Genomic DNA, 21,511 nt, shown 5'->3' with positions numbered 1-21,511 from the left:
AAAAGGCTGGCAGCAAAAGCAACCAGCCTTTTAAACTATTCCTGAATTTTAATTAGCTAAGAGTTTCTCTATTAGCAAAGAGCTTCCCTATTAGCTAAGTAGACACTTTACTAGCTAAGGGCTTCTCTATTTAGCTAAGCAGACACTTTACTAGCTAAGGGCTTTATCCAGGTCAGCGATTTTTGCTTTCCAGATGGCCGGGCCATCAGCATGGGCATTACTACCGCTACTATCCACGGCGACTGTAACTGGCATATCTTCCACTTCAAATTCATAGATGGCTTCCATCCCTAAATCTTCGAAGGCCACCACACGGGCTTTCTTAATGGCTTTAGACACCAGATAAGCTGCTCCGCCTACCGCCATTAGATACACCGAGTTATTTTTGGCAATACTGTCCACCGTAGCAGGACCGCGCTCGGCCTTACCGATCATACCGATAAGCCCGGTTTGCTCCAGCATCATATCAGTGAATTTATCCATGCGGGTGGCTGTTGTTGGACCTGCAGGACCTACTGCTTCGTCACCTACGGCGTCCACTGGACCCACGTAATAAATAAAGCGATTGGTAAAATCAACGCCTTCTGGCAGCCCCTCACCGCTTTCTATCATGCTTTGGATGCGCTTGTGAGCTGCATCGCGACCAGTTAACAATTTGCCTGATAACAGCACGGTTTCACCCATTTTCCATTCCTGGATGGATTCTTTAGTTAACTCATCCAGATTAACGCGGCGGGTATTGGCTCCCACTTCCCAAGTCACTTCCGGCCAATCTTCCAATTTTGGCGCTTTTAACTCTGCCGGGCCAGAACCATCCAGATAAAAATGCGCGTGACGCGTGGCGGCACAATTGGGGATCATGGCAACCGGTTTTGAAGCAGCGTGCGTGGGCATGGATTTGATTTTAATATCCACCACCGTGGTTAAACCGCCCAAACCTTGAGCACCAATTCCCAGCTTGTTAACCCGGTCAAAAATCTCCAGACGCAGTTTTTCTTCGGTGGTTTCTGCACCGCGTTCCATTAACTCCTGAATATCCACCGGATCCATTAAACTCTCTTTGGCCAGTACCGCAGCTTTTTCTGCAGTACCACCAATGCCAATACCCAACATACCAGGTGGACACCAGCCAGCGCCCATGGTGGGCAAGGTTTTAACCACCCAATCGGCAATGTCGTCGCTGGGGTTGAGCATCACCATTTTGGATTTATTTTCTGAGCCGCCACCTTTTGCGGCAATCATGACTTCAATTTTATCGCCAGCCACCATGTCCATGTGAACCACAGCTGGCGTGTTGTCTTTAGTGTTTTTACGAGCACCAGCGGGATCAGCAACGATAGAAGCGCGTAAAGGGTTGGACGGGTCCATATAGGCTCTGCGTGTGCCCTCATCCACCATTTCCTGCACTGTCATGTCAGTTTTATCCCATGAAACGCCCATACCGACTTTAACGAAACAGGTTACGATGCCCGTATCCTGACAGATTGGACGCTTGCCTTCTGCAGACATGCGGGAGTTGATAAGGATTTGCGCCATTGCATCTTTTGCGGCCTGACTTTCTTCTTTCAGATACGCCTGTTCAACGGCTTTTACATAGTCAAGGGGATGATAATAGGAAATGAACTGCAGCGCGTCCTGAATGCTATCGATAAAGTCTTGCTGACGGATAACGGCCATGATTACCTCATTTGAATATTTGATTTTTGGCAACGAGTTGCTTTTCTGCCACCTGTGCCATCGATGCTAAGAAGTCTAACTTAAATGTGTGTTTCTGCGAGCGCTTTTGTATATGCGAACTGAAAATTCCACAAGAGTAATATAATTTAAGGTAGAAAATCGGGTTTTATGATAACCTGCGCCGCTAATTTACAGCAACTTTCTGTCTTTAATTACCTGCAGTTTTTCATGTATCACGTTATAACACAGCCATTTTCACTGGAATCTTTTACATCGCTCGAAGACTGGTTTGGCGATCTGCAGCACCTTCCCGGCACCATGCTGCTGCATTCAGGCGAATCCAGTCACGAAAATGCTCAGTTTCACATTGCCAGTGGATTTCCTCTGTTAACCCTGGAATTATTTGCTAACGGCAAAGTTAACATAACCGCGTTTGATGATGGTGAGTATGAGTTAAATGATGCCGCCCAAAAACGCCTGTCTAATGTGGTAGCAGAGTTACAAAACAATCCCTTATCAGGCCCTGACATATTCGAACGGGCACAGCAGGTGCAACAAGCACTGTTTGCGGATCACAAAACGCCGAATCCTGCTTTACCATTTCAGTGTGGCGCTATGGGTTTCGCTGGTTACGACTATGGGCGCTTTTTGGAAGACTTACCGCTACAGGCCAAAGACGAATATCAGACTCCTGCATTTAGTATCAGCTATTATGGTTGGAGCCTGTTACAAAACCAGCAAACGAAAGAATGTTGGTTGTGTTACAGTGATTTATACTCGCACCCTGGATTCACAGAAGTAACCATCCCCTCAGCGGGTAAGCACTATTTTGCAGCAGCTGAAAAATCCAAAGCTGAACCGATTAACTTTAAACTCACCTCGGACTGGCAAAGCAACATGTCGGAGCAAGAGTACAAGGACAAGTTACACGCCATTCACGAATATCTACTCTCAGGCGACTGCTACCAGGTTAACCTGGCTCAGCGTTTTGAAGCAAGATACCATGGCTGTGAGTGGCAAGCATTTCAGGCGCTCAGCGAAGCCAACCAGGCGCCATTTTCAGCTTTTTTACGCACTAATAAAAGCTGTATTGTAAGCTGTTCTCCAGAGCGCTTTTTATCAGTTCGAGATGGCTTAATTGAAACCAAGCCTATTAAAGGCACAAGACCCAGGTTTAGCGATGCAGAAGAAGATAAAGCATCCAAAGATGCCTTAATTAATTCTGAAAAAGACCAGTCAGAAAATCTAATGATTGTGGACTTACTGCGCAACGACATCAGCAAAAATGCCCAGCCTCACAGCGTTGACGTAACCGGATTATTTGAGATTGAAAGCTTCAATGCCGTGCATCATCTGGTGAGTACAATTCAGGCTAAACTCAAACCAGCCAGCCATCCTTTTCGTTTATTGCAAGATGCTTTTCCTGGCGGTTCAATAACAGGGGCGCCAAAAATCAGGGCCATGGAAATCATTGATGAACTTGAGCCTCACAGGCGCAATATCTACTGTGGCAGTATCTTTGTTTATGGCGTCAATGGCGATTTTGATAGCAGCATCTGCATTCGTACTTTGCTATTTGAAAACCAGAAAGTGTTTTGCTGGGCAGGTGGCGGTATTGTCGCCGACTCGGTAGATCAGGCAGAGTATGAGGAAACATTTCACAAGGTGAACAAAATCCTTCCGGTATTAACTGGCTTCAGGAAGCGTAAATCATGAATTTAACGGAGTTCAATCATCGATTTTACCACGCTCGAAACGTGCAACCTGAACCAGATTATCCTTTGAGACAAAAGGGCAAGGCCGCCGCGGTATTGTTGCCCCTGGTAAAAAGAGAGCAGCTCACTCTGCTACTGACACGCCGCTCGGATAAGCTCAAACATCACGCAGGACAGGTAAGTTTCCCCGGTGGACGCTTTGACGAAAGCGATAAACACCTGAAAGATACAGCCCTCAGAGAAACCGAAGAAGAGATTGGTTTAGGTAGAGACAAGGTAGAAATTATCGGCCAATTACCCGTATTTCGCACCATTTCTCGTTATGAGGTCACTCCCTTTATCAGTATCGTGGAGCCTGAATTTCAATTACAACTCAACCCAGATGAAGTAGACGATGTTTTTGAAATTCCATTGGCTGAAGCCATTAATCCGGGAAATCACCTGACTCACCAGGTAAAACGGCATGGTAGCACCTACCCCGTTTATTTTATTCCCTGGCAAGGGCAGATGATTTGGGGTGCCACTGCGGCGTTTATTAAGGCCTTATCTCGACATCTAGTATAAAGCGTGTCTGGACCTTTACAGTTTTTCGCTGGTAAGACCTGCCAGGCTCTTTGCTTTGTATGCAATTCATCAGACAATGTCTAACAAGTAAAAAATAATAAAATCCCTACGAGAAACACATGATTAGTGTATTTGATATGTTCAGTATTGGAATTGGCCCCTCCAGTTCCCATACCGTCGGCCCAATGCGAGCCGCTAAAGATTTTAATCAGCTTTTAAAAGCAAAAGGCTTTTTTGAGCAAACTGATGCGGTGGTTACCGAATTGTTTGGCTCATTAGGGCAAACGGGGAAAGGCCACGGTACCGGCAAAGCGGTCATTTTAGGTCTTCTGGGAGAACTACCAGAAACCATAAATGTAGACAACGTCGATGCCATGCTGGCAGAAGTAGACTCCAGTCAAAAGCTATTGCTGGATGGCGACAAAGTCACCGCTTTTCCAAGAAAAGATGCCATCGTATTTCACCGCCGTAAAACCTTAGAGCTGCACGCCAATGGCATGACCTTTCACGCCATGCAAGGTGATACCGTCCTGTTTAGCCAGTCTTATTATTCCATTGGCGGCGGATTTATTATCAAAGAGCAGGACTTTGAGAAAGAAAAAGTAACAGCTTTGCAGCATGCGGAACAGGAAGTGCCCTACAACTTTGATAGCGCTGCTGAACTTTTGCAAAAATGCCGTGATCACGGGCTGAGTATCAGTGCCTTGATGTTGGAAAACGAAAAAGTGTTTCAACCAAAACAAGTGATTATCGATAAGCTTTGGGATATCTGGCAAGTAATGCAGGCTTGTATTAAACGCGGTATCGAAACCGAAGGCATTCTGCCGGGAGGACTTAAAGTCACCCGAAGAGCGCCAGGCCTTTACCGACGTTTAAAGTGTGAGCACAGTCAGGATCCGATGCTGGCCATGGACTGGGTGAACCTGTTTGCCCTGGCGGTAAATGAAGAAAATGCCGCTGGCGGTAAGGTAGTTACCGCACCTACTAATGGCGCAGCGGGCATCATTCCAGCCGTACTAAGTTATTACGACAAGTTTGTACAAAAAGTGGATAAAGACACGGCTTACCGTTACCTGTTAACCGCTGCTGCTATTGGCATTCTGTATAAGAAAAACGCCTCTATTTCCGGTGCCGAAGTTGGCTGTCAGGGAGAAGTTGGCGTTGCCTGCTCTATGGCTGCAGGTGCGCTCACGGAAATCATAGGAGGCTCTGTAGCAGCAGTTGAAAACGCCGCGGAAATTGGGATGGAACACAACCTTGGCCTAACCTGCGATCCGGTAGGAGGGCTGGTACAAGTGCCCTGTATCGAGCGCAATGCCATGGGCGCGGTAAAGGCCATCAATGCCTCTCGTCTCGCCCTACGTGGTACAGGCGTTCAGAAAGTCACCTTAGATAAAGTCATTAAAACCATGTGGGACACGGGTAATGATATGAAGTCCAAATACAAAGAAACCGCACGAGGCGGTTTGGCAGTGAATATTGTCGAGTGTTAACGCTGTTGTTTGTCCGGCCTCGGCCGGACAACAGCTTCAACGAACCGGCAGCGTCAAATCCTTAAACATGCGCTCGATATCATCATTACTCTTCTGCATCATTGCACGCTCAACCACATCTTTGGTTAAGTGCGGCGCAAAACGCTCGATAAAGTCATACATATAACCGCGCAAAAATGAGCCTTTGCGGAAACCAATTTTTGTGGTGCTGTAGTTAAATAGGTGACTGGCGTCGATTTTCACCAGATCGGTATCCAGGTTTTCGTCAATCGCCATCGAAGCAATCACACCAATGCCAACACCTAATCTGACATAGGTTTTAATGACATCAGCATCGGTGGCGGTAAACACAATTTTTGGTTCTAAGCCTGCACGACTGAAGGCTTCATCCAGCTCGGAACGGCCAGTAAAACCAAATACATAGGTCACCAGCGGATATTGCGCAATATCTTCAATTCTGATGGTTTCTTTTTTCGCTAAGGGATGTTCCTGATTCACTATTATACTGCGATTCCAGTGATAACAAGGCAACATCACAAGGTCGTTGTACAAATGCAGTGCTTCGGTGGCGATGGCAAAATCAGCTTCTCCTTTTGCCGCCAGATCACTTATTTGCGAAGGCGTACCTTGATGCATGTGCAGGCTTACTCGTGGAAACTTCTTCATGAATCCCTTAATGACATCAGGTAACGCGTAACGCGCCTGAGTATGAGTTGTAGCTATATTTAGCTTACCTTGGTCTGGTAAGTTGTGCTCTCTGGCAACAGATTTAATGCTTTCAACTTTGGCCAGAATTTCTCGGGCAATATTAATGATGTCATTACCAGCTTCAGTTACATGCGTCAGGTGCTTGCCGCTTCTACCAAAGATCTGAACCCCCAGCTCATCCTCAAGCATTCGAACTTGTTTACTGATGCCAGGCTGGCTTGTGTAGAGACTTTCTGCGGTTGCGGAGACATTGAGATTATTGTTCAATACTTCAACAATATAACGAAGCTGCTGTAGTTTCATGAGGAGGGCGACCTACCTTTTATTAATTTGCTATATGCAAAATATATATACCTATGGCGACATTAATTCCATAAAATTTTAGAAAAATTAGTAAAAAAGATCTGAGTCAGGGTTCACAAAACCCCATTTTTTCACTAATAAGCTATTGTTGTAGTTTAGATTTTCTGATTTGATAAGACCCTATCCGCAAGATCCCGAGTTGAAGCCTGTGAAACAGCGAAAAGACAAAATTGATTTTTCTTCAGTGTTGGCAGCCGCCGTACATGACATGAAAAATTCACTGTCATTGATGATCCAGTCTATAGAAGAGCTGGAAAGCACGTTGCGTGAGCACGGCGTGGGGATTGAAGAGGCCGCATCCATACATTACCAGGCCGCTCGCCTTAACACAGGACTCATCCAGTTATTGTCTCTGTACCGCACGCAACTGGACAACCTGCCGTTAAATATAGATGAGCATTACCTCGATGATTTTATTGATGATGTGGTGGCCTACAATCAAAATCATATCAATACCAGGGGAATCGATTTAACCATTGAACAAGAAGAAGACCTGCACTGGTATTTTGACCAGGATCTAGTCAATGTATTGATCAGTGATGTAATAGTCAACGCTATCCGATATGGTAAACACAAGCTGCTCATCAGTGCCCATGATGTCAACAACATGCTTGAAATAGTCATTGAAGACGACGGTCCGGGTTACCCTGACAAAATGCTGGACATCACCAAAGCTGAGATCAGTCAATTGGATATCAGTACTGGTAGAACAGGACTTGGTTTGTTTTTTGCGCGGCTAATTGCAGAAGCCCACATTACAGATGATAAAAAAGGCACCATAGAACTTGCCAATGGCGGACGCTTAGGTGGAGGCGTATTTACTTTACGACTTCCATGAAGCTGCTTGTTTTTACCGACCTGTTTAGTATTCCTCAGAGACTCTCGCAATATGACCGTCACTTTTACGCATTTATCTCTGGCGCAGCTGATCGTGAATTTCATACGTGAATTTTGTCGGGATGATATAGATTAACTTGCAAGGTTTGTTGCAGTGCATGTAAAGTATTGAGATATTTGGGGTTAACTCATTGCTAAGGGCTTACCCAAGCACAACAGCGAATAATGTGTTATATCTCTGTTAGAGTGAAAAAGTTTAAGATAGCTTGCGGTTAAGAATTAAAATCAAAAAAGGCAACTTCAGCGCATGATGTTTACTATTGTTATCGTTTTAATTGTTGCGTTGCTGGTAATAGCGATCATGATCAATGCTATTCAGCAGCACAAAGAAAAAATTGAGTCTGAGCGCAGAGTCGAAATCGCCAAGCAGAAGAATATTCTGGATGAAACAGAAGACGTCATCATGGCTTCAGCTAACATCCCCACTTCTCCACAACTCTTGCAAATACTACAAAAGCGGGTTTTAGGCGCCTTAAAAGTGATGTACGAGATGGACCCAAAACAACCCGGATTAAAACAGCGGGTTAGAGACGCAGAACAGCGTGTTAAGGATATCACTTTAGACAATGGGCAAGGTGATGATCTTATTCAACTGCCCGACTCTGACAAACAAATTATTGTCTTTATCCAGTGCCTGAAAAAGCAACGCGCATTGTTACGTGCTGAGCATGGTAGAGGCAAAGTAGATACCCAAGCTTTTGCCACAGAAGATAAACGCTTGGATAAGCTACAACTCAGAGTGAATATTGAAACCTTGAGTCGCAGAGCCAATGCCGCTATGAACGCCGGCATGATGGGGTCGGCACGTCAATACCTTGAGAAAGCAGTGGCAGCCCTCAATGCCTTTCCCAATCAAGATGACTACACCCGTGGTCAAACAGCCAGAATTAATGAGAAACTAATGAATATTCAAGAATCTCTAACCAAAGCTAACGCTGAGGACAGAGCGAAGCGCGCAGAGCAAGAACGAGACGAGTTAGACGAGTTGTTTGCCCCCAAGAAAAAGTGGTAGTTTTATTATTGCTCCGCGTGCAACATAGTCAGCAACAGTTGCCGTAGCGCCTTGGCTGATGCCGACAAACTGGCATCAGTGCGTTGAATTATCCCAACTTTACGTACTAACCCGCTGTCAACAACGGGCACGCAAATTAAGTCTTTTCTCAACATTTGTGTTTTGCACAACCCAGGTACAATAGACAGTCCCAAATTAACTTTTACCATTTCACCTAAGGTATCCAATTGCCATGCTTCAGCTGCAATGGATGGCGCTATAGACTGATCTTGAAAAACTTCTTCCAGCCATAACCTAAGAGACGAGCCACGGTTCATCATCACCATAGGGTGTCCCGCGAACTCAGCTATTGTCAGGCTTGTCTTATCAGCTAATGAGTGCTCCGGGTGCATGACAGCGACAAAGTCGTTTTGCAATAGCGGAATAAACTCTAATTCCACCAACTTATCCGGTTCGAAAACGATGCCTAGCTCGGCCTCGCCTTTTTCCACCGAGGCAATAACGGACTCCATAACCACATCAACTACATCAATGCGGATATTGGGGTATTGTTGATTGTATTGCTTCAGCACCGGTGGCAATAAAGATGAGGCGAATGAAGGCATGACAGAAACCGTGATCCGCCCTTGCTGCAAAGTAAACATTTCATTCACTGCCTCGAACGTATCGAACCAGTCCAGCAGGAGTTTACGCGCTTTTGGAAAAAAAGCGTCACCTTCAGGCGTTAATTCGACGCTACGGGTGGTGCGGCTAAAAAGCGTACCCCCGACTTCAGCCTCAAGGTTTTTGATACAAATACTCAGCGCTGGCTGACTCAAATTCAGACGTTCAGAAGCCGTGGCGTAACTTTTACTGCCAGCCAATTCAACAAAGGCTTTAAGTTGCTTTAAAGTGACATTCATATATTAAATATTTAAATCAGTTGTTTAATATATTAAATTTTACAAATTAAATTATGTCAACGATACTGCATTAACATTTTGTTAACTCAGGAACTCAAATGGCAGGTTTTGATAAAGTGGTGTCCAGCTTCGAAGAAGCGTTGGATGGCCTGAAAGATAACATGACAATCATCGCGGGTGGCTTTGGGTTGTGCGGCATTCCAGAAGGCTCTATTGCACAAATCAAAAAATCAGGTGTGAGCGGTTTAACCGTTGTATCAAACAACTGTGGTGTTGATGGTTTTGGTCTAGGCATTCTCCTTGAAGACCGCCAAATTAAAAAAATGGTGAGTTCCTATGTGGGTGAAAACGCTTTGTTTGAAAAACAATTACTGGCCGGTGAATTGGAGGTTGAACTTACCCCGCAAGGCACGCTAGCAGAAAAAATGCGCGCAGGCGGTGCAGGCATTCCGGCTTTTTACACAGCCACAGGTTTTGGTACTCCCGTAGCAGAAGGCAAAGAGACCCGCGAATTCGCCGGCCGCGGTTATGTATTGGAAGAATCCATCACTGGCGATTTTGCCATCGTCAAAGCCTGGAAGGCGGATCGCTACGGTAACTGCGTATATCGTGATACCGCGATGAACTTCAATCCGATGGCTGCCACAGCAGGTAAAATCACGGTTGTGGAAGTGGAAGAAATCGTTGAGCCGGGCGAAATCCCTCCCACCGAGATTCATACACCAGGAATTTTCGTTAACCGCGTTATCAAGGGTAGCTTTGAAAAACGTATCGAACGTCGTGTAACTCGCAGTCAGGAGCAATAACAATGGCATTATCAAGAGATCAAATTGCTATGCGTGTGGCAAAAGAATTTAAAGATGGAGATTACGTAAATCTGGGCATTGGAATCCCAACACTGGCAGCCAACTTTGTGCCTGACGATATTGAAGTAATGCTGCAATCCGAAAACGGGTTGTTGGGTATGGGTCCTTATCCCAGTGAAGAGCAAGTGGATGCCGACATGATCAATGCCGGTAAGGAAACCGTTACAGCGATCACTGGTGCCTCTATTTTTAATTCTGCCGAAAGCTTTGCCATGATCCGTGGTGGTCATGTAGACATCACCGTTTTAGGTGCGTTTGAAGTAGATGTTAATGGCAATATCGCCTCCTGGATGATCCCTGGCAAATTGGTCAAAGGCATGGGCGGTGCGATGGACCTGGTGGCTGGTGCTAAAAATATTATCGTCACCATGACTCATGCCAACAAAAAAGGCGAGTCCAAGCTGCTGGAATCATGTACCCTGCCCTTAACCGGTGTTAATTGCATCACGCGCATCATTACCGACCTTGCGGTATTGGAAGTGCACGAAGGTGCTTTCCACCTCAAAGAACGCGCACCGGGGGTTTCGGTGGATGAAATCAGAGAAAAAACTGCGGGTAAACTCGTAGCCGAGGGTGATATCCCTGAAATGCAGTTCTGATCCCCATGACTGAGTGGGCTAACGTGATTAGTCCACTCATTAATTTGCGTATTGTGATATATTTAGCTCATTAATCTTTTATTGAGTTATTACTTTGTTATTTAGCGAATTACCACTGGACCATCGCCTGTTAAAGTCCATTCAAATTCAGAATCTTGAAGCAGCGACAGATATTCAGGCCAGTGCCATTCCACACGCCCTATTGGGCAAAGATATCCTGGCGTCTTCCAAAACCGGCTCGGGTAAAACCCTTGCCTATCTAATCCCGGCGGTTCAGCGCATATACAAAGAAAAAGCGTTAAGCAAAAAAGACCCCAGAGTATTAATCGTTGCGCCAACCCGAGAATTGGCCAAACAGGTATTGTTTGAATTAAAAAAACTATTGCCTCCACAAGCCGGTAAACCGGTACTCTTGATCGGCGGTGAAAACTTCAATGATCAGGTAAAATCTTTAAAGCGCTACCCTGACTTTGTCATTGGTACACCGGGCCGTATTGCGGATCACATAGAAGATAAGAGTCTTTATCTTGAAGGATTAGAACTACTGATTTTAGATGAAGCTGACCGTATATTGGATCTAGGCTTTAGCAGCCAACTGACCATTATTGACCAGGCGGCGAACCACAGAAAAAGACAAACCCTGTTATTCTCTGCCACTTTTGACAATGCCGATTTGGCCCAGATCTCTGAGTTGATGCTTAAAGCACCTCACAGAATAACATTAGACGATCAGCATATTGCGCATGCGGATATTGAGCAGTCTTTTTATTTTGCCGACCATATTGAACACAAAGAGGCGCTGGTAAAGCACTTCATAAAACAGGTTGAAACTCGTAGTCAAATTATCCTGTTTACCGCCACTCGTGCCGATACAGACCGCATTGCGACACTGCTCAATGATGATGGTTATTCCAGTCTGGCAATACACGGAGAAATGCTACAGAGCCAGCGCAACCAAATCATGGCAGATTTTTCCAACAATAAAGCACAGGTACTGGTTACCACTGACCTGGCGTCAAGGGGCCTTGATATTCCTTCCGTAAGCCTGGTAATCAACATGGACTTACCTATTAAGGCTGCCGAGTATGTGCACCGGGTTGGGCGAACCGGACGTGCCGGAGCTAAAGGTCAAGCCATATCCTTGGTGAGTAAAAAGGACTGGAAAAGCTTTATCTTACTTAAGCAGTTTCTTGCTGAAGCGCCAACGTTTAAAGAAGTTGAAGGCTTGCAAGCCAAATTTAAAGGTTTGTCCGACAAAGCGGCACAGCATCCGGTCAAAAACCAAAACAGCAAAGCGAAAACGCAAGAGTCTCCCTGGCAAAAAGCCGCCAAGAAGAAAAAGTTTAATGCTCTTGCAGGGGAAGAAGTGGGTCACCTGCCCTTTAAGAAGAAAAAATAAGGTCACAACAGTTTTTGCGAGCACAAAAAAACCGGGAAGCTTCCCGGTTTTTTAGTTTTTCAAGCCAGCTTACAGCGACTTTTCTAACTCAGGTAGCACTTCAAACAAATCACCTACAAGACCATAATCAGCCACCTGGAAAATAGGCGCTTCTTCGTCTTTATTGATAGCAACAATCACTTTAGAGTCTTTCATACCGGCCAGGTGCTGAATGGCACCAGAAATACCAACAGCGATATACAGCTGTGGTGCAACGATTTTACCCGTCTGACCTACCTGCATATCGTTGGGCACAAAGCCGGCGTCAACAGCGGCACGTGACGCACCAATGGCAGCGCCTAACTTATCAGCAATGCCATTTAACAGCGCGAAGTTTTCACCATTTTGCATACCTCGGCCACCAGAAATAATCACCTCAGCCGCGGTTAACTCTGGTCTTTCAGACTTGGTGAGCTCTTGCGAAACGAAGCTGGCTTTGTCAGAAGCAGCCAATGCAGCAATAGTAATGACTTCTGCGCTACCCTCTGACGCAACAGCATCAAACGCTGACGCACGCACAGTGATAACTTTAATAGCGTCTTCAGACTGCACTGTCGCAATAGCGTTACCGGCGTAAATAGGACGTACAAAGGTATCTGCGGACTCTACCGCAATAATATCGGAAATTTGAGCAACGTCTAACAGCGCAGCAACGCGAGGTAAGAAGTTTTTACCTGTGGTAGTTGCAGCGGCAACAACATGGCTGTAGTCGTTTGCCATACTTAACACCAAGGCACTGACATTTTCAGCTAACTGTTCTTTGTAAGCGGCATCGTCAACGTGAACAACTTTACTCACGCCACTTAACTTTGCAGCTTCTGCAGCGATCGCAGCACAATCAGCGCCCGCAACCAAAAGGTGAATGTCGTCACCCATTGCCTTTGCAGCGGTGATCATTTTTGCCGTTTCAGCTTTCAGATGAACGTTATCGTGTTCGGCATAAACTAATACTGTCATTTAAATCACCTTCGCTTCAGTTTTTAACTTTTCAACCAATTCAGCAACATCTGCTACTTTCACACCGCCCTCTCGAGTAGCAGGAGGCGTAACTTTAAGCACTTTAACTTTGGAAGCTAAGTCTACACCAAAGTCAGCAGCAGGCTTAACATCCAAAGGCTTGCGCTTGGCTTTCATAATGTTGGGCAGCTTGGCATAACGCGGCTCATTCAGACGCAAATCCGTAGTAACTACTGCAGGTAGTGTCAATTGAACAGTTTGTAAACCACCGTCAATCTCACGGGTAACGCTAACTTTTCCATCAGCCACATTGACCTCAGAAGCAAAGGTACCCTGAGGCATATCCGTTAGCGCAGCCAACATCTGCCCAGTTTGATTGTTATCAGAATCAATCGCTTGTTTACCCAGAATTACCAGATCAGGGTTTTCCTCAGCAACCACTTTAGCCAGTAACTTGGACACTTGTAGTGAATCAAGGTTTTCTTCAGTATCAATTTGAATACCGCGGTCAGCGCCCAATGCTAATGCTGTACGGATAGTCTCCTGAACGCTTTTATCACCGATAGATACCACCACTACCTCAGTGGCTATGCCTTTTTCCTGGAGACGCACAGCTTCTTCAACTGCGATTTCACAGAATGGGTTGATAGACATTTTAGTGTTACTCAAATCAACGCCGGTATTGTCAGCTTTTACTCTGACCTTGACGTTGTAGTCGATAACACGTTTAACCGGGACAAGTATTTTCATTTCGACCTCGTTTAATTTTTATCGCGTCTGTATAGACTATGACACGCGCTTGTAGGATACAAATCAGCACGAATATTATTGGATTCGAAATGTACTTACTGTTAACGTAAACGTCAACTTCTTGTTAACAGTTTATTAATCGGTTAACAGCAAATTTTGTACACATTTTGAGACCAGCAGTTATAGTTCTTACCTGATTTGAAAAATATACTGCGGTACAGTTTAACCCTGAGGAGGAAAAATGGAACGCGAATCGATGGAATTTGACGTTGTCATCGTAGGCGCAGGACCAGCGGGTCTGTCCACTGCCATAAAAATAATGCAACAAGCAGCAGAAGCTGAACAAGAACTCATGGTATGTGTGGTAGAAAAAGGCTCGGAAGTAGGCGCGCATATACTCTCAGGTGCCGTATTTGAAACTCGGGCACTGGACGAGCTAATACCGAATTGGGCCGATAAAGGTGCCCCAATTAAGACTAAAGTCACTGAAGATCATATTTATTACCTAAAAAACGAGTCCTCTTCCACAAAGCTTCCAGGCTTTATGACTCCCAAGACCATGCACAACGAAGGCAATTATATTGTCAGCATGGGTAATGTTTGCCGCTGGTTGGCAGAACAAGCCGAAGAGTTAGGTGTTGAAATATTTCCCGGCTTTGCCGCTTCTGAAATTTTATACAATGAAGATGGCAGTGTTGCAGGTGTGATCACCGGAGATATGGGTATAAGCGCCTCGGGTGAAGAAAAAGACTCCTATATGCCGGGCATGGAGTTGCGGGCGAAATACACCGTCTTCGCAGAAGGTTGTCGCGGTCATTTAGGTAAGCAGCTTATTGAGAAGTATCAGCTGGATGAAGGCAAATCACCGCAACACTATGCAATAGGCTTCAAGGAAATTTGGGATATTCCTGCCGAACATCACCAGGAAGGTTTGGTGGTTCATTCAGCTGGCTGGCCCCTGACAGACTCTTCAGGTGGTGCTTACCTATACCACGCTGAAAACAATCAAGTGTTAGTGGGATTAATTGTGGATCTGAGTTATGACAATCCGCATCTCAGTCCATTTGATGAATTCCAGCGCATGAAACACCATCCGGTATTCAAACAATATTTGGAAAATGGTACGCGTGTAAGTTACGGCGCCAGAGCCATCGCCAAAGGCGGTCTGAATTCACTGCCCAAGATGCATTTCCCGGGGGGATTCCTGGCGGGCTGTAATGCCGGAACGTTGAACTTTTCCAAAATTAAAGGCAATCACGCCGCCATGAAATCAGGCATCATGATTGCTGAAACCATATTCGCAGCATTAAAACAGGATTTTGATTCTGCAGGAAAAGACCTCTCTGATTTCCAACAGCGATTTGAAGCATCGTGGTTATACGAGGAACTTTACAAATCCCGTAACTTTGGACCTGCCATTCACAAGTACGGAACCTTCTTGGGTGGCGCTTTCAATACATTAGAGCAGAACTGGTTAGGTGGGAAATTTCCTGCAACGTTAAAAGATGATAAAGCGGATCATACGACTCTCAAGGAAGCCAGCGCTAGTAAAGCGATTGACTATCAAAAGCCCGATGGCAAGTTAAGTTTTGACAAGCTATCTTCAGTGTATCTTTCCAATACTAATCATGAAGAAGACCAGCCCTGCCATTTAAAATTGGCTAACCCTGACTTACCTATCAAGTCGAACTTACCAATGTTTGATGAACCCGCCCAGCGATATTGCCCCGCGGGAGTCTACGAAATTATTGAAAATGAAGCTGGAGAAAAACAATTCCAGATCAATGCTCAAAACTGCGTACATTGCAAAACTTGTGACATTAAGGAACCACAACAGAATATCACCTGGACGGTCCCTGAGGGTGCCGGTGGACCGAACTACCCTAACATGTAGTGCATTCAGGAGACCAAAGACTCTAAAAATCTACATGCTTTAAAAAACCAATTAATAAGCCAGTGTTTGCTCCTGAGGCCACTGGCTTTTTTGTTTCTTTAACCTTTTTATATTAATGGTTCATTTACTTACCAAAACATTATAATGTGGGTCTTATACCACACAACATTATTTTGTAATTGGAAAATATTACCCAAACAATGATTTTTTATATATTTGACAGTGACATTTACACTTAATGATTGAAAAAGTCTGCGAACTAATGTTATTTTTCGACTCATAAGTAAACTAGGTAAGTTAACAAGGTTTTCATAATGAATGAATTTTTAAAGACATTAACTCATGGTCGAAAACTGCAAGGTGCGGTTAAAGAGTTATCGATTCAGGAATTAGAAGAGATAGTAGTAAAGCTCAGAAATATAATTGAAACTCGTAAACAAAAAGAATCTGAGAAGCTCGCTGCCGAAAAAGAAAAGTTGGAAAAGATTGCAGAAATCCAAAAACAATTACAAGACGCAGGAATTACCTTCGAAGATCTGGCATCAAACAATGCCATAGCGCCTTCCAAAAGAGTAGGTCAAAAACGCCCTATCAAGTATTCCTATACTGATGAAGATGGCGAAGTTCACAACTGGACCGGGATTGGAAGAATGCCACTGGTATTCTCTGAACAATTGAATCAAGGTAAGAGCCTGGAAGATTTCAGCGTTAACTAACTTTAAGTTAGTTTTACCGGCCTTTGTGCTCCAAATAAAATTGGGGCACCTATTTTATTTGCACATTAATTAGCTTTAACAACCCCCAATACTTTAAACCTTCAAAAAGCAAAACCTAATTCACATTCGGAAACTTCCCCTGCAAAGTTATTTTAAATCCACTTAGCATTAACTGCTATTTACTTTCCCGTTTACGAATACTTTTGTCCGCCCTTAATAATATTCCCTGAATATTGAAATAATATTTGGTGAACTATTTCACATAATTAATCCGTTTTCATCTACGTTTATGGGATTGGCATCTGTAGTATGGTTCAACTACATTTATTATTCGATATATTCAAAGACAGAAGCTTGCAATGCACAATCAATTAGATAAAGCCATCGACAGCATTTCACAAGTTGTGCTGGGTAAACGCCATCAAATAAAACTGGCTTTAACTTGCCTGCTTGCGAGGGGACACTTATTAATTGAAGATTTGCCTGGAATGGGAAAAACCAGTCTATCTCACGCTATTGCGGGCGCAATTAATCTGGATTATAACCGGGTACAATTTACCTCAGACCTTTTGCCCGCTGATATTATTGGTGTCAGCATATTTGATACTGCTGAAAAGCAGTTTTCTTTTCACAAAGGTCCGTTGTTTTCACAATTGTTGCTGGCCGATGAAATCAACCGCGCCAGTCCCAAGACCCAAAGTGCTCTGCTAGAGGCGATGGAAGAACACCAGGTCAGCGTAGATGGCAACACCTGGACACTGCCTGAGCCCTTTTTTGTTATTGCGACTCAAAATCCAATTCATCAATCTGGCACTTACCCGTTGCCAGAATCTCAACTAGATAGGTTCTTTATGCGGATCCAGTTGGGCTATCCGGACTGGAACTCCGAAAAACAAATGTTGATGGAGCTAAATAGCGTGCCAGATGCGACATTGCAACCTGTCGTTAATATTGAGCAGTTTATAGAGATACAAAACAAGATACCTCATATAAACAGTTCCGATGCAGTTATTGACTATATTTTGCGACTTGTTACTTATAGCCGTGAGTCGGAAGATTTTCCCAACCCACTTTCTCCAAGAGCCAGCAAGGCAATTCTGCTAGCGTCTAAAGCATGGGCATTTTTGTCTTCCAGGGACTACGTCATACCCGAGGATGTCCAGGCGATACTACCGTCAGTCGCTGAGCACCGATTGCGCAGTGGCTATTCATCGCCCGGAGTCGTAGCCAGCTTGTCTAAGAAACTGTTAGATAGCGTCGACACCTTAGCCGCCTAGCTTGCTGAAATAAAATGACAAAAATAAAAAACTGGTGGCAAGGTCGTTTGGAAAATTGGCTTACCAAGCGCATTCCAAGTAATAGACAGTTTCAGATGGATATGAGCAACGTATTCATATTTCCATCTAAATTTGGCATTGCCTACATACTGTTGTGCAGCTTGCTTTTCATTCTTGGCACTAACTACCGCAACAACCTCATGCTGCTACTAGCCTATTTTTTACTGGCCATGTTTCTGGTTAATTTGATGACCAGTTATGCCAACTTCGCCAAACTAAGAGTGCAATTAGGCAAAGTAAAATCTACCTATGCGGGGAATGATTGTGCCCTGCCCCTTTGGTTGGGTGACAGTGATGATAAGACCATTGCTGGCCTGAAATGTTATGGCAAACTGCATTTTAGATTGTGGCAAGGTCCGGTACAACGCTCAATAGAACCTGAAAACCACAGCAACCCTGTCGTACTCAACATTCCTACAGATAAGCGCGGCTATCTGCCACTGCCCAGAATCACCATTGAGAGCTTTTATCCATTTGGCTTGTTCCGGTGTTGGACCCACCTGCACTTCAAAGCACAAATTTTGGTTTATCCTAACCCGATGGCCAGCAAACTGATGCAACAGTATTCCAGAGACGGTGAAGAGGAAGGAGAGGAATCTAGCAGTTCCTCAGGCGGTAACACCGATTTTGATTCCCTTAAAAATTATGTTCCCGGCGAATCCCTGAATCGCGTTGCCTGGAAGCTGGTGGCCAAAGGCCAGGAAATGATGACTAAACAGTTTGATGATAATCAACAAGGGATCGTCTGGCTGGATCTGAAACACTACCTGAAATCTGATCTCGAGACAGCCATAGCTCATCTCACCTGGTTAGTCATCGAGCTACACCGAAAGCAGATACGCTTTGGTTTGACCTTAGGTAACATAGAAATACCCGCCGATAGCGACAGCCAGCACCTTGATCTTTGTCTCAAGTCTTTGGCGCTTTATGGAATTGATCAAGTACCCGTACTCCACAAGGCACAAGCTCTATGAAACGCAATGCCAATAAAGCACATCTGCTGTTGAGCCTGAATTTATTATTCCTGTGCGTTAGCTTATTTGAACCGCTAATGCTGTGGGTCTCGCTACTGGTGATCACCAGTGTTCTGATCAGAATTGCGTTATACCTGGAGTGGCACAAACACTTACCCAAGGTATCCACTATCAACCTGTTGGCTCTGTTGGCGGCAATTGTATTGGCTTATACCGGTTGGCAGGTGGGCCTTCTTTTAAGCATGGTTAATCTTCTGGTGATGTCTGGCGCATTAAAGTTAATGATGATGCGTAAAGTCAGGGATTATTTCATACTGGTGCTGGTTGAAATATTTATCATTGGATGCGGCTTTATCTTTAACCAAGGGTTGGGCTTTGCTTTAACCTACAGTCTGTCCCTGTTTATCGTTTTCTTGTCACTGGGCTTCCACGTTAGCCCCAGCAGCAGCTTGAAACTACAAAGCAAAAGGTTGCTTCGCTTACTCTTGCAATCAATCCCCATCTGTATTCTGTTTTTCTTAATCTTGCCGCAAATTGGCCCGCTGTGGAAAATGCCAACCAATAAGGGGGCTAAAACGGGAATATCGGATACCATAACACCGGGAGATTTTGCCCGCCTCTCCATGTCCGATGAGCTGGTTTTCCGCGCCTCATTTCAAAAAAGCATTCCAGAGAAATCCGAGTTGTATTGGCGCACCTTGGTATACGAAGCCTTTGATGGAAAGTCGTGGACAATTTCCAATCTCAGACGCCGGGAAAAAGAACGAATGGAAATAGGTAATTACAACTTTACGCCCCGACTTTCTGGTGACACTTTAAACTACGAAGTTATCCTCGAACCGTCCAATCAAAATTGGTTGTCGGTGTTAGACATCGCCAAATCCAACACTGAACAAACCTGGCTTAGCCACGACTATCAATTGCAGAGTCGCTTTCCCGTTACCACCAAATTTAAATATAAAGTAACCTCTTATCCAGATACCCCATTAAACCAAACCTCACTTTATTCCGATACCAGCATTAACTTGATGTTACCCAGGTCGGGTAATCCAGAAACCCAAAGGTGGGTAGCGCAATTACGTCAGCGATATCCGCAAGACAGTATCTTTATTCAAAATGTAGAACGCTTTTTTCTGACGGAAGGATTTGCCTATACATTGAAACCCGAACCTATGCCAATCAACCCCATTGATAGTTTTTTATTTGAATATCAGGCAGGTTTTTGTTCCCACTACGCCAGTGCCTACGCCCATATCATGCGCCTTGCTGGTATTCCAGCTCGAGTTGTTGGCGGATATCAAGGCGGAGAAGCAAGACAAAATAACTATCTCAGTGTCTATCAATATGATGCTCATGCTTGGGTTGAGGTCTACCTGGGGGAAAATGGATGGATACGCAAAGACCCAACGGCATTAATATCGCCAGAACGCATTAGCCTGGGATTGGAAAGCGCCGTTGCATACGAAAACTCTTTTCTCGAAGATGCCCCCTTTTCCCTGACCAAATTAAGAAATATTGAGATATTCAATCGACTCAGATTACTCATGGCTGATGTGGACTTTATGTGGAGTAGTTGGGTATTGGGTTTCGATCAACAAAGACAGTTCGCTTTGTTCAAACTATTGGTGGGAAAACTGAGTCCAACGCGAATTGCATTGTTAAGCCTGGCTGTATTTTTCGTTATCTGTACTCTACTTCTGATTTTTAATTACCGGGTTTGGTTTCCCAAAGTCGAAAACAAGCACCTGCACTACTACAATCAGGCATTAAAGACGTTAGCGCGTCATGGATTGATGCGTTTTGCTAATGAAGGGCCAGATAGTTTTAGTGAGCGCATCAAACAGGAAATTTCAGAGCAGTGTGCCGAAGATTTCAGGCACATCACAAAGCTATTCGTTTTCCATGAATATGCACCGCACAGTCAAACGAACCCCGACAGACTGCCAGAGCTGAAATTGGCGACCAGATCCTTCAAACGACGTTATCGATTTTCAATAAAGTAGGTATAGAAAGACGTTAAACTGACCGCCTGTATATCTGCAGCTTGAAAATTTTGCTCATGTGAATGCTCGTTTGGGATAGCAATACAAGTGATACCCGCCGCTTTTGCAGCTTCAACGCCATGCTGGGTATCTTCAATGGCAATACAAGCCGAGGCAGGCAAATTCATCTTCTTCAACGCCTTTAAATAAACATCGGGGGCAGGCTTGTTGTTTGGGACTTCCTCCCCTGTGGTAATGGTTTCAATGTATTCTGAAAACCCGTTCCCGGCTACTGAGCGGTCTACTGCAAAGCGCTCAGAACCAGACACAATCGCCATGCGAATCCCCAATTTTGCAAAGTTACGCATTATGCGGGTAGCTCCGGGCATTGCCGGGAAACAATGTCTGGTTAACCAGTCTTGAGTCACTTTGCGCTTTTTGCTTATCAGGCTTTCCGGATCTTCATCCAATTCAAATTGTGCTACTAGATACTGAGCATTTTTATCGCCAGGAATACCCACGCAATTCATGGTATTCATCTGTTCAGTAAACACATCGGATTTAAGTCCGGTAGCTTGCAACCACATCTGATAGTGCACATATTCAGAATCAACAAGCGTTCCATCATGATCAAACAACACTGCTCTAACCTGCCTTAGATCCATAA

At 44.6% G+C, this 21,511-nt stretch carries 19 protein-coding genes; 13 read left to right on the top strand and 6 right to left on the bottom strand.

Annotated features, from left to right (window positions below):
* Positions 1-150: 150 nt before the first annotated feature.
* Complete coding sequence (locus ACXAGP_RS09140; protein ID WP_475260901.1) at positions 151-1,677, bottom strand: fumarate hydratase; 1,527 nt, start codon at positions 1,675-1,677, stop codon at positions 151-153.
* Between the two features lie 228 nt (positions 1,678-1,905).
* On the opposite strand from ACXAGP_RS09140, the gene pabB reads away from it, so the two are divergent.
* The 3 genes from pabB to ACXAGP_RS09125 all read left to right on the top strand — a co-directional run bounded on the left by pabB (position 1,906) and on the right by ACXAGP_RS09125 (position 5,449).
* Complete coding sequence (gene pabB, locus ACXAGP_RS09135) at positions 1,906-3,393, top strand: aminodeoxychorismate synthase component I (protein ID WP_475260899.1); 1,488 nt, start codon at positions 1,906-1,908, stop codon at positions 3,391-3,393.
* Entirely contained in the window at positions 3,390-3,956 is a 567-nt protein-coding gene (locus ACXAGP_RS09130; RefSeq protein WP_475260898.1) for a CoA pyrophosphatase, read from the top strand. The genes pabB and ACXAGP_RS09130 overlap by 4 nt, the downstream gene beginning before the upstream one ends.
* Before the next feature lie 119 nt (positions 3,957-4,075).
* Entirely contained in the window at positions 4,076-5,449 is a 1,374-nt protein-coding gene (locus tag ACXAGP_RS09125; protein WP_475260896.1) for an L-serine ammonia-lyase, read from the top strand.
* Between the two features lie 36 nt (positions 5,450-5,485).
* Here ACXAGP_RS09125 and cysB read toward each other — a convergent pair whose 3' ends face one another.
* Positions 5,486-6,460, bottom strand: a complete 975-nt coding sequence (gene cysB / locus ACXAGP_RS09120) for an HTH-type transcriptional regulator CysB (protein WP_475260895.1) — start codon at positions 6,458-6,460, stop codon at positions 5,486-5,488.
* A gap of 208 nt (positions 6,461-6,668) precedes the next feature.
* Here cysB and ACXAGP_RS09115 point away from each other — a divergent pair, with 208 nt between their 5' ends.
* Both ACXAGP_RS09115 and ACXAGP_RS09110 read left to right on the top strand, forming a co-directional pair.
* Positions 6,669-7,358 carry a sensor histidine kinase gene (locus ACXAGP_RS09115; RefSeq protein WP_475260962.1) on the top strand — a complete coding sequence of 230 codons (690 nt, stop codon included), beginning with the start codon at positions 6,669-6,671 and terminating at the stop codon, positions 7,356-7,358.
* Between the two features lie 306 nt (positions 7,359-7,664).
* On the top strand, positions 7,665-8,429 hold the full coding sequence (locus ACXAGP_RS09110) for a hypothetical protein (RefSeq protein ID WP_475260894.1): 765 nt from the start codon (positions 7,665-7,667) through the stop codon (positions 8,427-8,429).
* Positions 8,430-8,434: 5 nt separating this feature from the next.
* On the opposite strand, the gene ACXAGP_RS09105 is transcribed toward ACXAGP_RS09110, so the two are convergent.
* Entirely contained in the window at positions 8,435-9,331 is an 897-nt protein-coding gene (locus ACXAGP_RS09105) for a LysR family transcriptional regulator (protein ID WP_475260892.1), read from the bottom strand.
* A gap of 98 nt (positions 9,332-9,429) precedes the next feature.
* Between ACXAGP_RS09105 and ACXAGP_RS09100 the strand changes: the two genes are divergently transcribed.
* The 3 genes from ACXAGP_RS09100 to ACXAGP_RS09090 all read left to right on the top strand — a co-directional run bounded on the left by ACXAGP_RS09100 (position 9,430) and on the right by ACXAGP_RS09090 (position 12,195).
* Positions 9,430-10,137, top strand: coding sequence for a CoA transferase subunit A (locus ACXAGP_RS09100; protein ID WP_475260891.1), 708 nt, complete (start codon positions 9,430-9,432; stop codon positions 10,135-10,137).
* A gap of 2 nt (positions 10,138-10,139) precedes the next feature.
* On the top strand, positions 10,140-10,796 hold the full coding sequence (locus ACXAGP_RS09095) for a CoA transferase subunit B (protein WP_475260890.1): 657 nt from the start codon (positions 10,140-10,142) through the stop codon (positions 10,794-10,796).
* A gap of 94 nt (positions 10,797-10,890) precedes the next feature.
* On the top strand, positions 10,891-12,195 hold the full coding sequence (locus tag ACXAGP_RS09090) for a DEAD/DEAH box helicase (protein WP_475260889.1): 1,305 nt from the start codon (positions 10,891-10,893) through the stop codon (positions 12,193-12,195).
* Between the two features lie 69 nt (positions 12,196-12,264).
* On the opposite strand, the gene ACXAGP_RS09085 is transcribed toward ACXAGP_RS09090, so the two are convergent.
* Positions 12,265-13,191, bottom strand: coding sequence for an electron transfer flavoprotein subunit alpha/FixB family protein (locus ACXAGP_RS09085; RefSeq protein ID WP_475260888.1), 927 nt, complete (start codon positions 13,189-13,191; stop codon positions 12,265-12,267).
* A complete protein-coding gene (locus tag ACXAGP_RS09080; protein ID WP_475260886.1) occupies positions 13,192-13,941 on the bottom strand; it encodes an electron transfer flavoprotein subunit beta/FixA family protein in 750 nt (249 codons plus the stop codon).
* A gap of 241 nt (positions 13,942-14,182) precedes the next feature.
* Here ACXAGP_RS09080 and ACXAGP_RS09075 point away from each other — a divergent pair, with 241 nt between their 5' ends.
* The 5 genes from ACXAGP_RS09075 to ACXAGP_RS09055 all read left to right on the top strand — a co-directional run bounded on the left by ACXAGP_RS09075 (position 14,183) and on the right by ACXAGP_RS09055 (position 20,865).
* Positions 14,183-15,835: an electron transfer flavoprotein-ubiquinone oxidoreductase gene (locus ACXAGP_RS09075; protein ID WP_475260884.1), complete on the top strand. Its 1,653-nt coding sequence runs from the start codon at positions 14,183-14,185 to the stop codon at positions 15,833-15,835.
* Between the two features lie 314 nt (positions 15,836-16,149).
* Positions 16,150-16,551, top strand: coding sequence for an H-NS histone family protein (locus tag ACXAGP_RS09070; RefSeq protein WP_475260883.1), 402 nt, complete (start codon positions 16,150-16,152; stop codon positions 16,549-16,551).
* A gap of 359 nt (positions 16,552-16,910) precedes the next feature.
* Complete coding sequence (locus tag ACXAGP_RS09065) at positions 16,911-17,828, top strand: AAA family ATPase (RefSeq protein WP_475260881.1); 918 nt, start codon at positions 16,911-16,913, stop codon at positions 17,826-17,828.
* Positions 17,829-17,842: 14 nt separating this feature from the next.
* Positions 17,843-18,862 carry a DUF58 domain-containing protein gene (locus ACXAGP_RS09060; protein ID WP_475260879.1) on the top strand — a complete coding sequence of 340 codons (1,020 nt, stop codon included), beginning with the start codon at positions 17,843-17,845 and terminating at the stop codon, positions 18,860-18,862.
* On the top strand, positions 18,859-20,865 hold the full coding sequence (locus ACXAGP_RS09055) for a transglutaminase TgpA family protein (protein ID WP_475260878.1): 2,007 nt from the start codon (positions 18,859-18,861) through the stop codon (positions 20,863-20,865). The genes ACXAGP_RS09060 and ACXAGP_RS09055 overlap by 4 nt, the downstream gene beginning before the upstream one ends.
* Here ACXAGP_RS09055 and ACXAGP_RS09050 read toward each other — a convergent pair.
* A complete protein-coding gene (locus ACXAGP_RS09050) occupies positions 20,844-21,509 on the bottom strand; it encodes an HAD family hydrolase (RefSeq protein WP_475260876.1) in 666 nt (221 codons plus the stop codon). The two genes, ACXAGP_RS09055 and ACXAGP_RS09050, sit on opposite strands and share 22 nt — an antisense overlap.
* Between the last annotated feature and the right edge of the window lie 2 nt (positions 21,510-21,511).

This window comes from Planctobacterium sp. AWM4_229 (assembly GCF_056160305.1).
This window is presented reverse-complemented; position numbering and strand designations above follow the sequence as displayed.

Bases quoted from the DNA above. Each gene is read 5' to 3' on its own strand.
- ACXAGP_RS09055 (WP_475260878.1), top strand. From the start codon at position 18,859: ATGAAACGCAATGCCAATAAAGCACATCTGCTGTTGAGCCTGAATTTA.
- pabB (WP_475260899.1), top strand. From the start codon at position 1,906: ATGTATCACGTTATAACACAGCCATTTTCACTGGAATCTTTTACATCG.
- ACXAGP_RS09050 (WP_475260876.1), bottom strand. From the start codon at position 21,509: ATGGATCTAAGGCAGGTTAGAGCAGTGTTGTTTGATCATGATGGAACG.
- ACXAGP_RS09100 (WP_475260891.1), top strand. From the start codon at position 9,430: ATGGCAGGTTTTGATAAAGTGGTGTCCAGCTTCGAAGAAGCGTTGGAT.
- ACXAGP_RS09140 (WP_475260901.1), bottom strand. From the start codon at position 1,677: ATGGCCGTTATCCGTCAGCAAGACTTTATCGATAGCATTCAGGACGCG.
- cysB (WP_475260895.1), bottom strand. From the start codon at position 6,460: ATGAAACTACAGCAGCTTCGTTATATTGTTGAAGTATTGAACAATAAT.
- ACXAGP_RS09085 (WP_475260888.1), bottom strand. From the start codon at position 13,191: ATGACAGTATTAGTTTATGCCGAACACGATAACGTTCATCTGAAAGCT.
- ACXAGP_RS09065 (WP_475260881.1), top strand. From the start codon at position 16,911: ATGCACAATCAATTAGATAAAGCCATCGACAGCATTTCACAAGTTGTG.
- ACXAGP_RS09095 (WP_475260890.1), top strand. From the start codon at position 10,140: ATGGCATTATCAAGAGATCAAATTGCTATGCGTGTGGCAAAAGAATTT.
- ACXAGP_RS09060 (WP_475260879.1), top strand. From the start codon at position 17,843: ATGACAAAAATAAAAAACTGGTGGCAAGGTCGTTTGGAAAATTGGCTT.
- ACXAGP_RS09070 (WP_475260883.1), top strand. From the start codon at position 16,150: ATGAATGAATTTTTAAAGACATTAACTCATGGTCGAAAACTGCAAGGT.
- ACXAGP_RS09130 (WP_475260898.1), top strand. From the start codon at position 3,390: ATGAATTTAACGGAGTTCAATCATCGATTTTACCACGCTCGAAACGTG.
- ACXAGP_RS09110 (WP_475260894.1), top strand. From the start codon at position 7,665: ATGATGTTTACTATTGTTATCGTTTTAATTGTTGCGTTGCTGGTAATA.
- ACXAGP_RS09125 (WP_475260896.1), top strand. From the start codon at position 4,076: ATGATTAGTGTATTTGATATGTTCAGTATTGGAATTGGCCCCTCCAGT.
- ACXAGP_RS09105 (WP_475260892.1), bottom strand. From the start codon at position 9,331: ATGAATGTCACTTTAAAGCAACTTAAAGCCTTTGTTGAATTGGCTGGC.
- ACXAGP_RS09075 (WP_475260884.1), top strand. From the start codon at position 14,183: ATGGAACGCGAATCGATGGAATTTGACGTTGTCATCGTAGGCGCAGGA.
- ACXAGP_RS09080 (WP_475260886.1), bottom strand. From the start codon at position 13,941: ATGAAAATACTTGTCCCGGTTAAACGTGTTATCGACTACAACGTCAAG.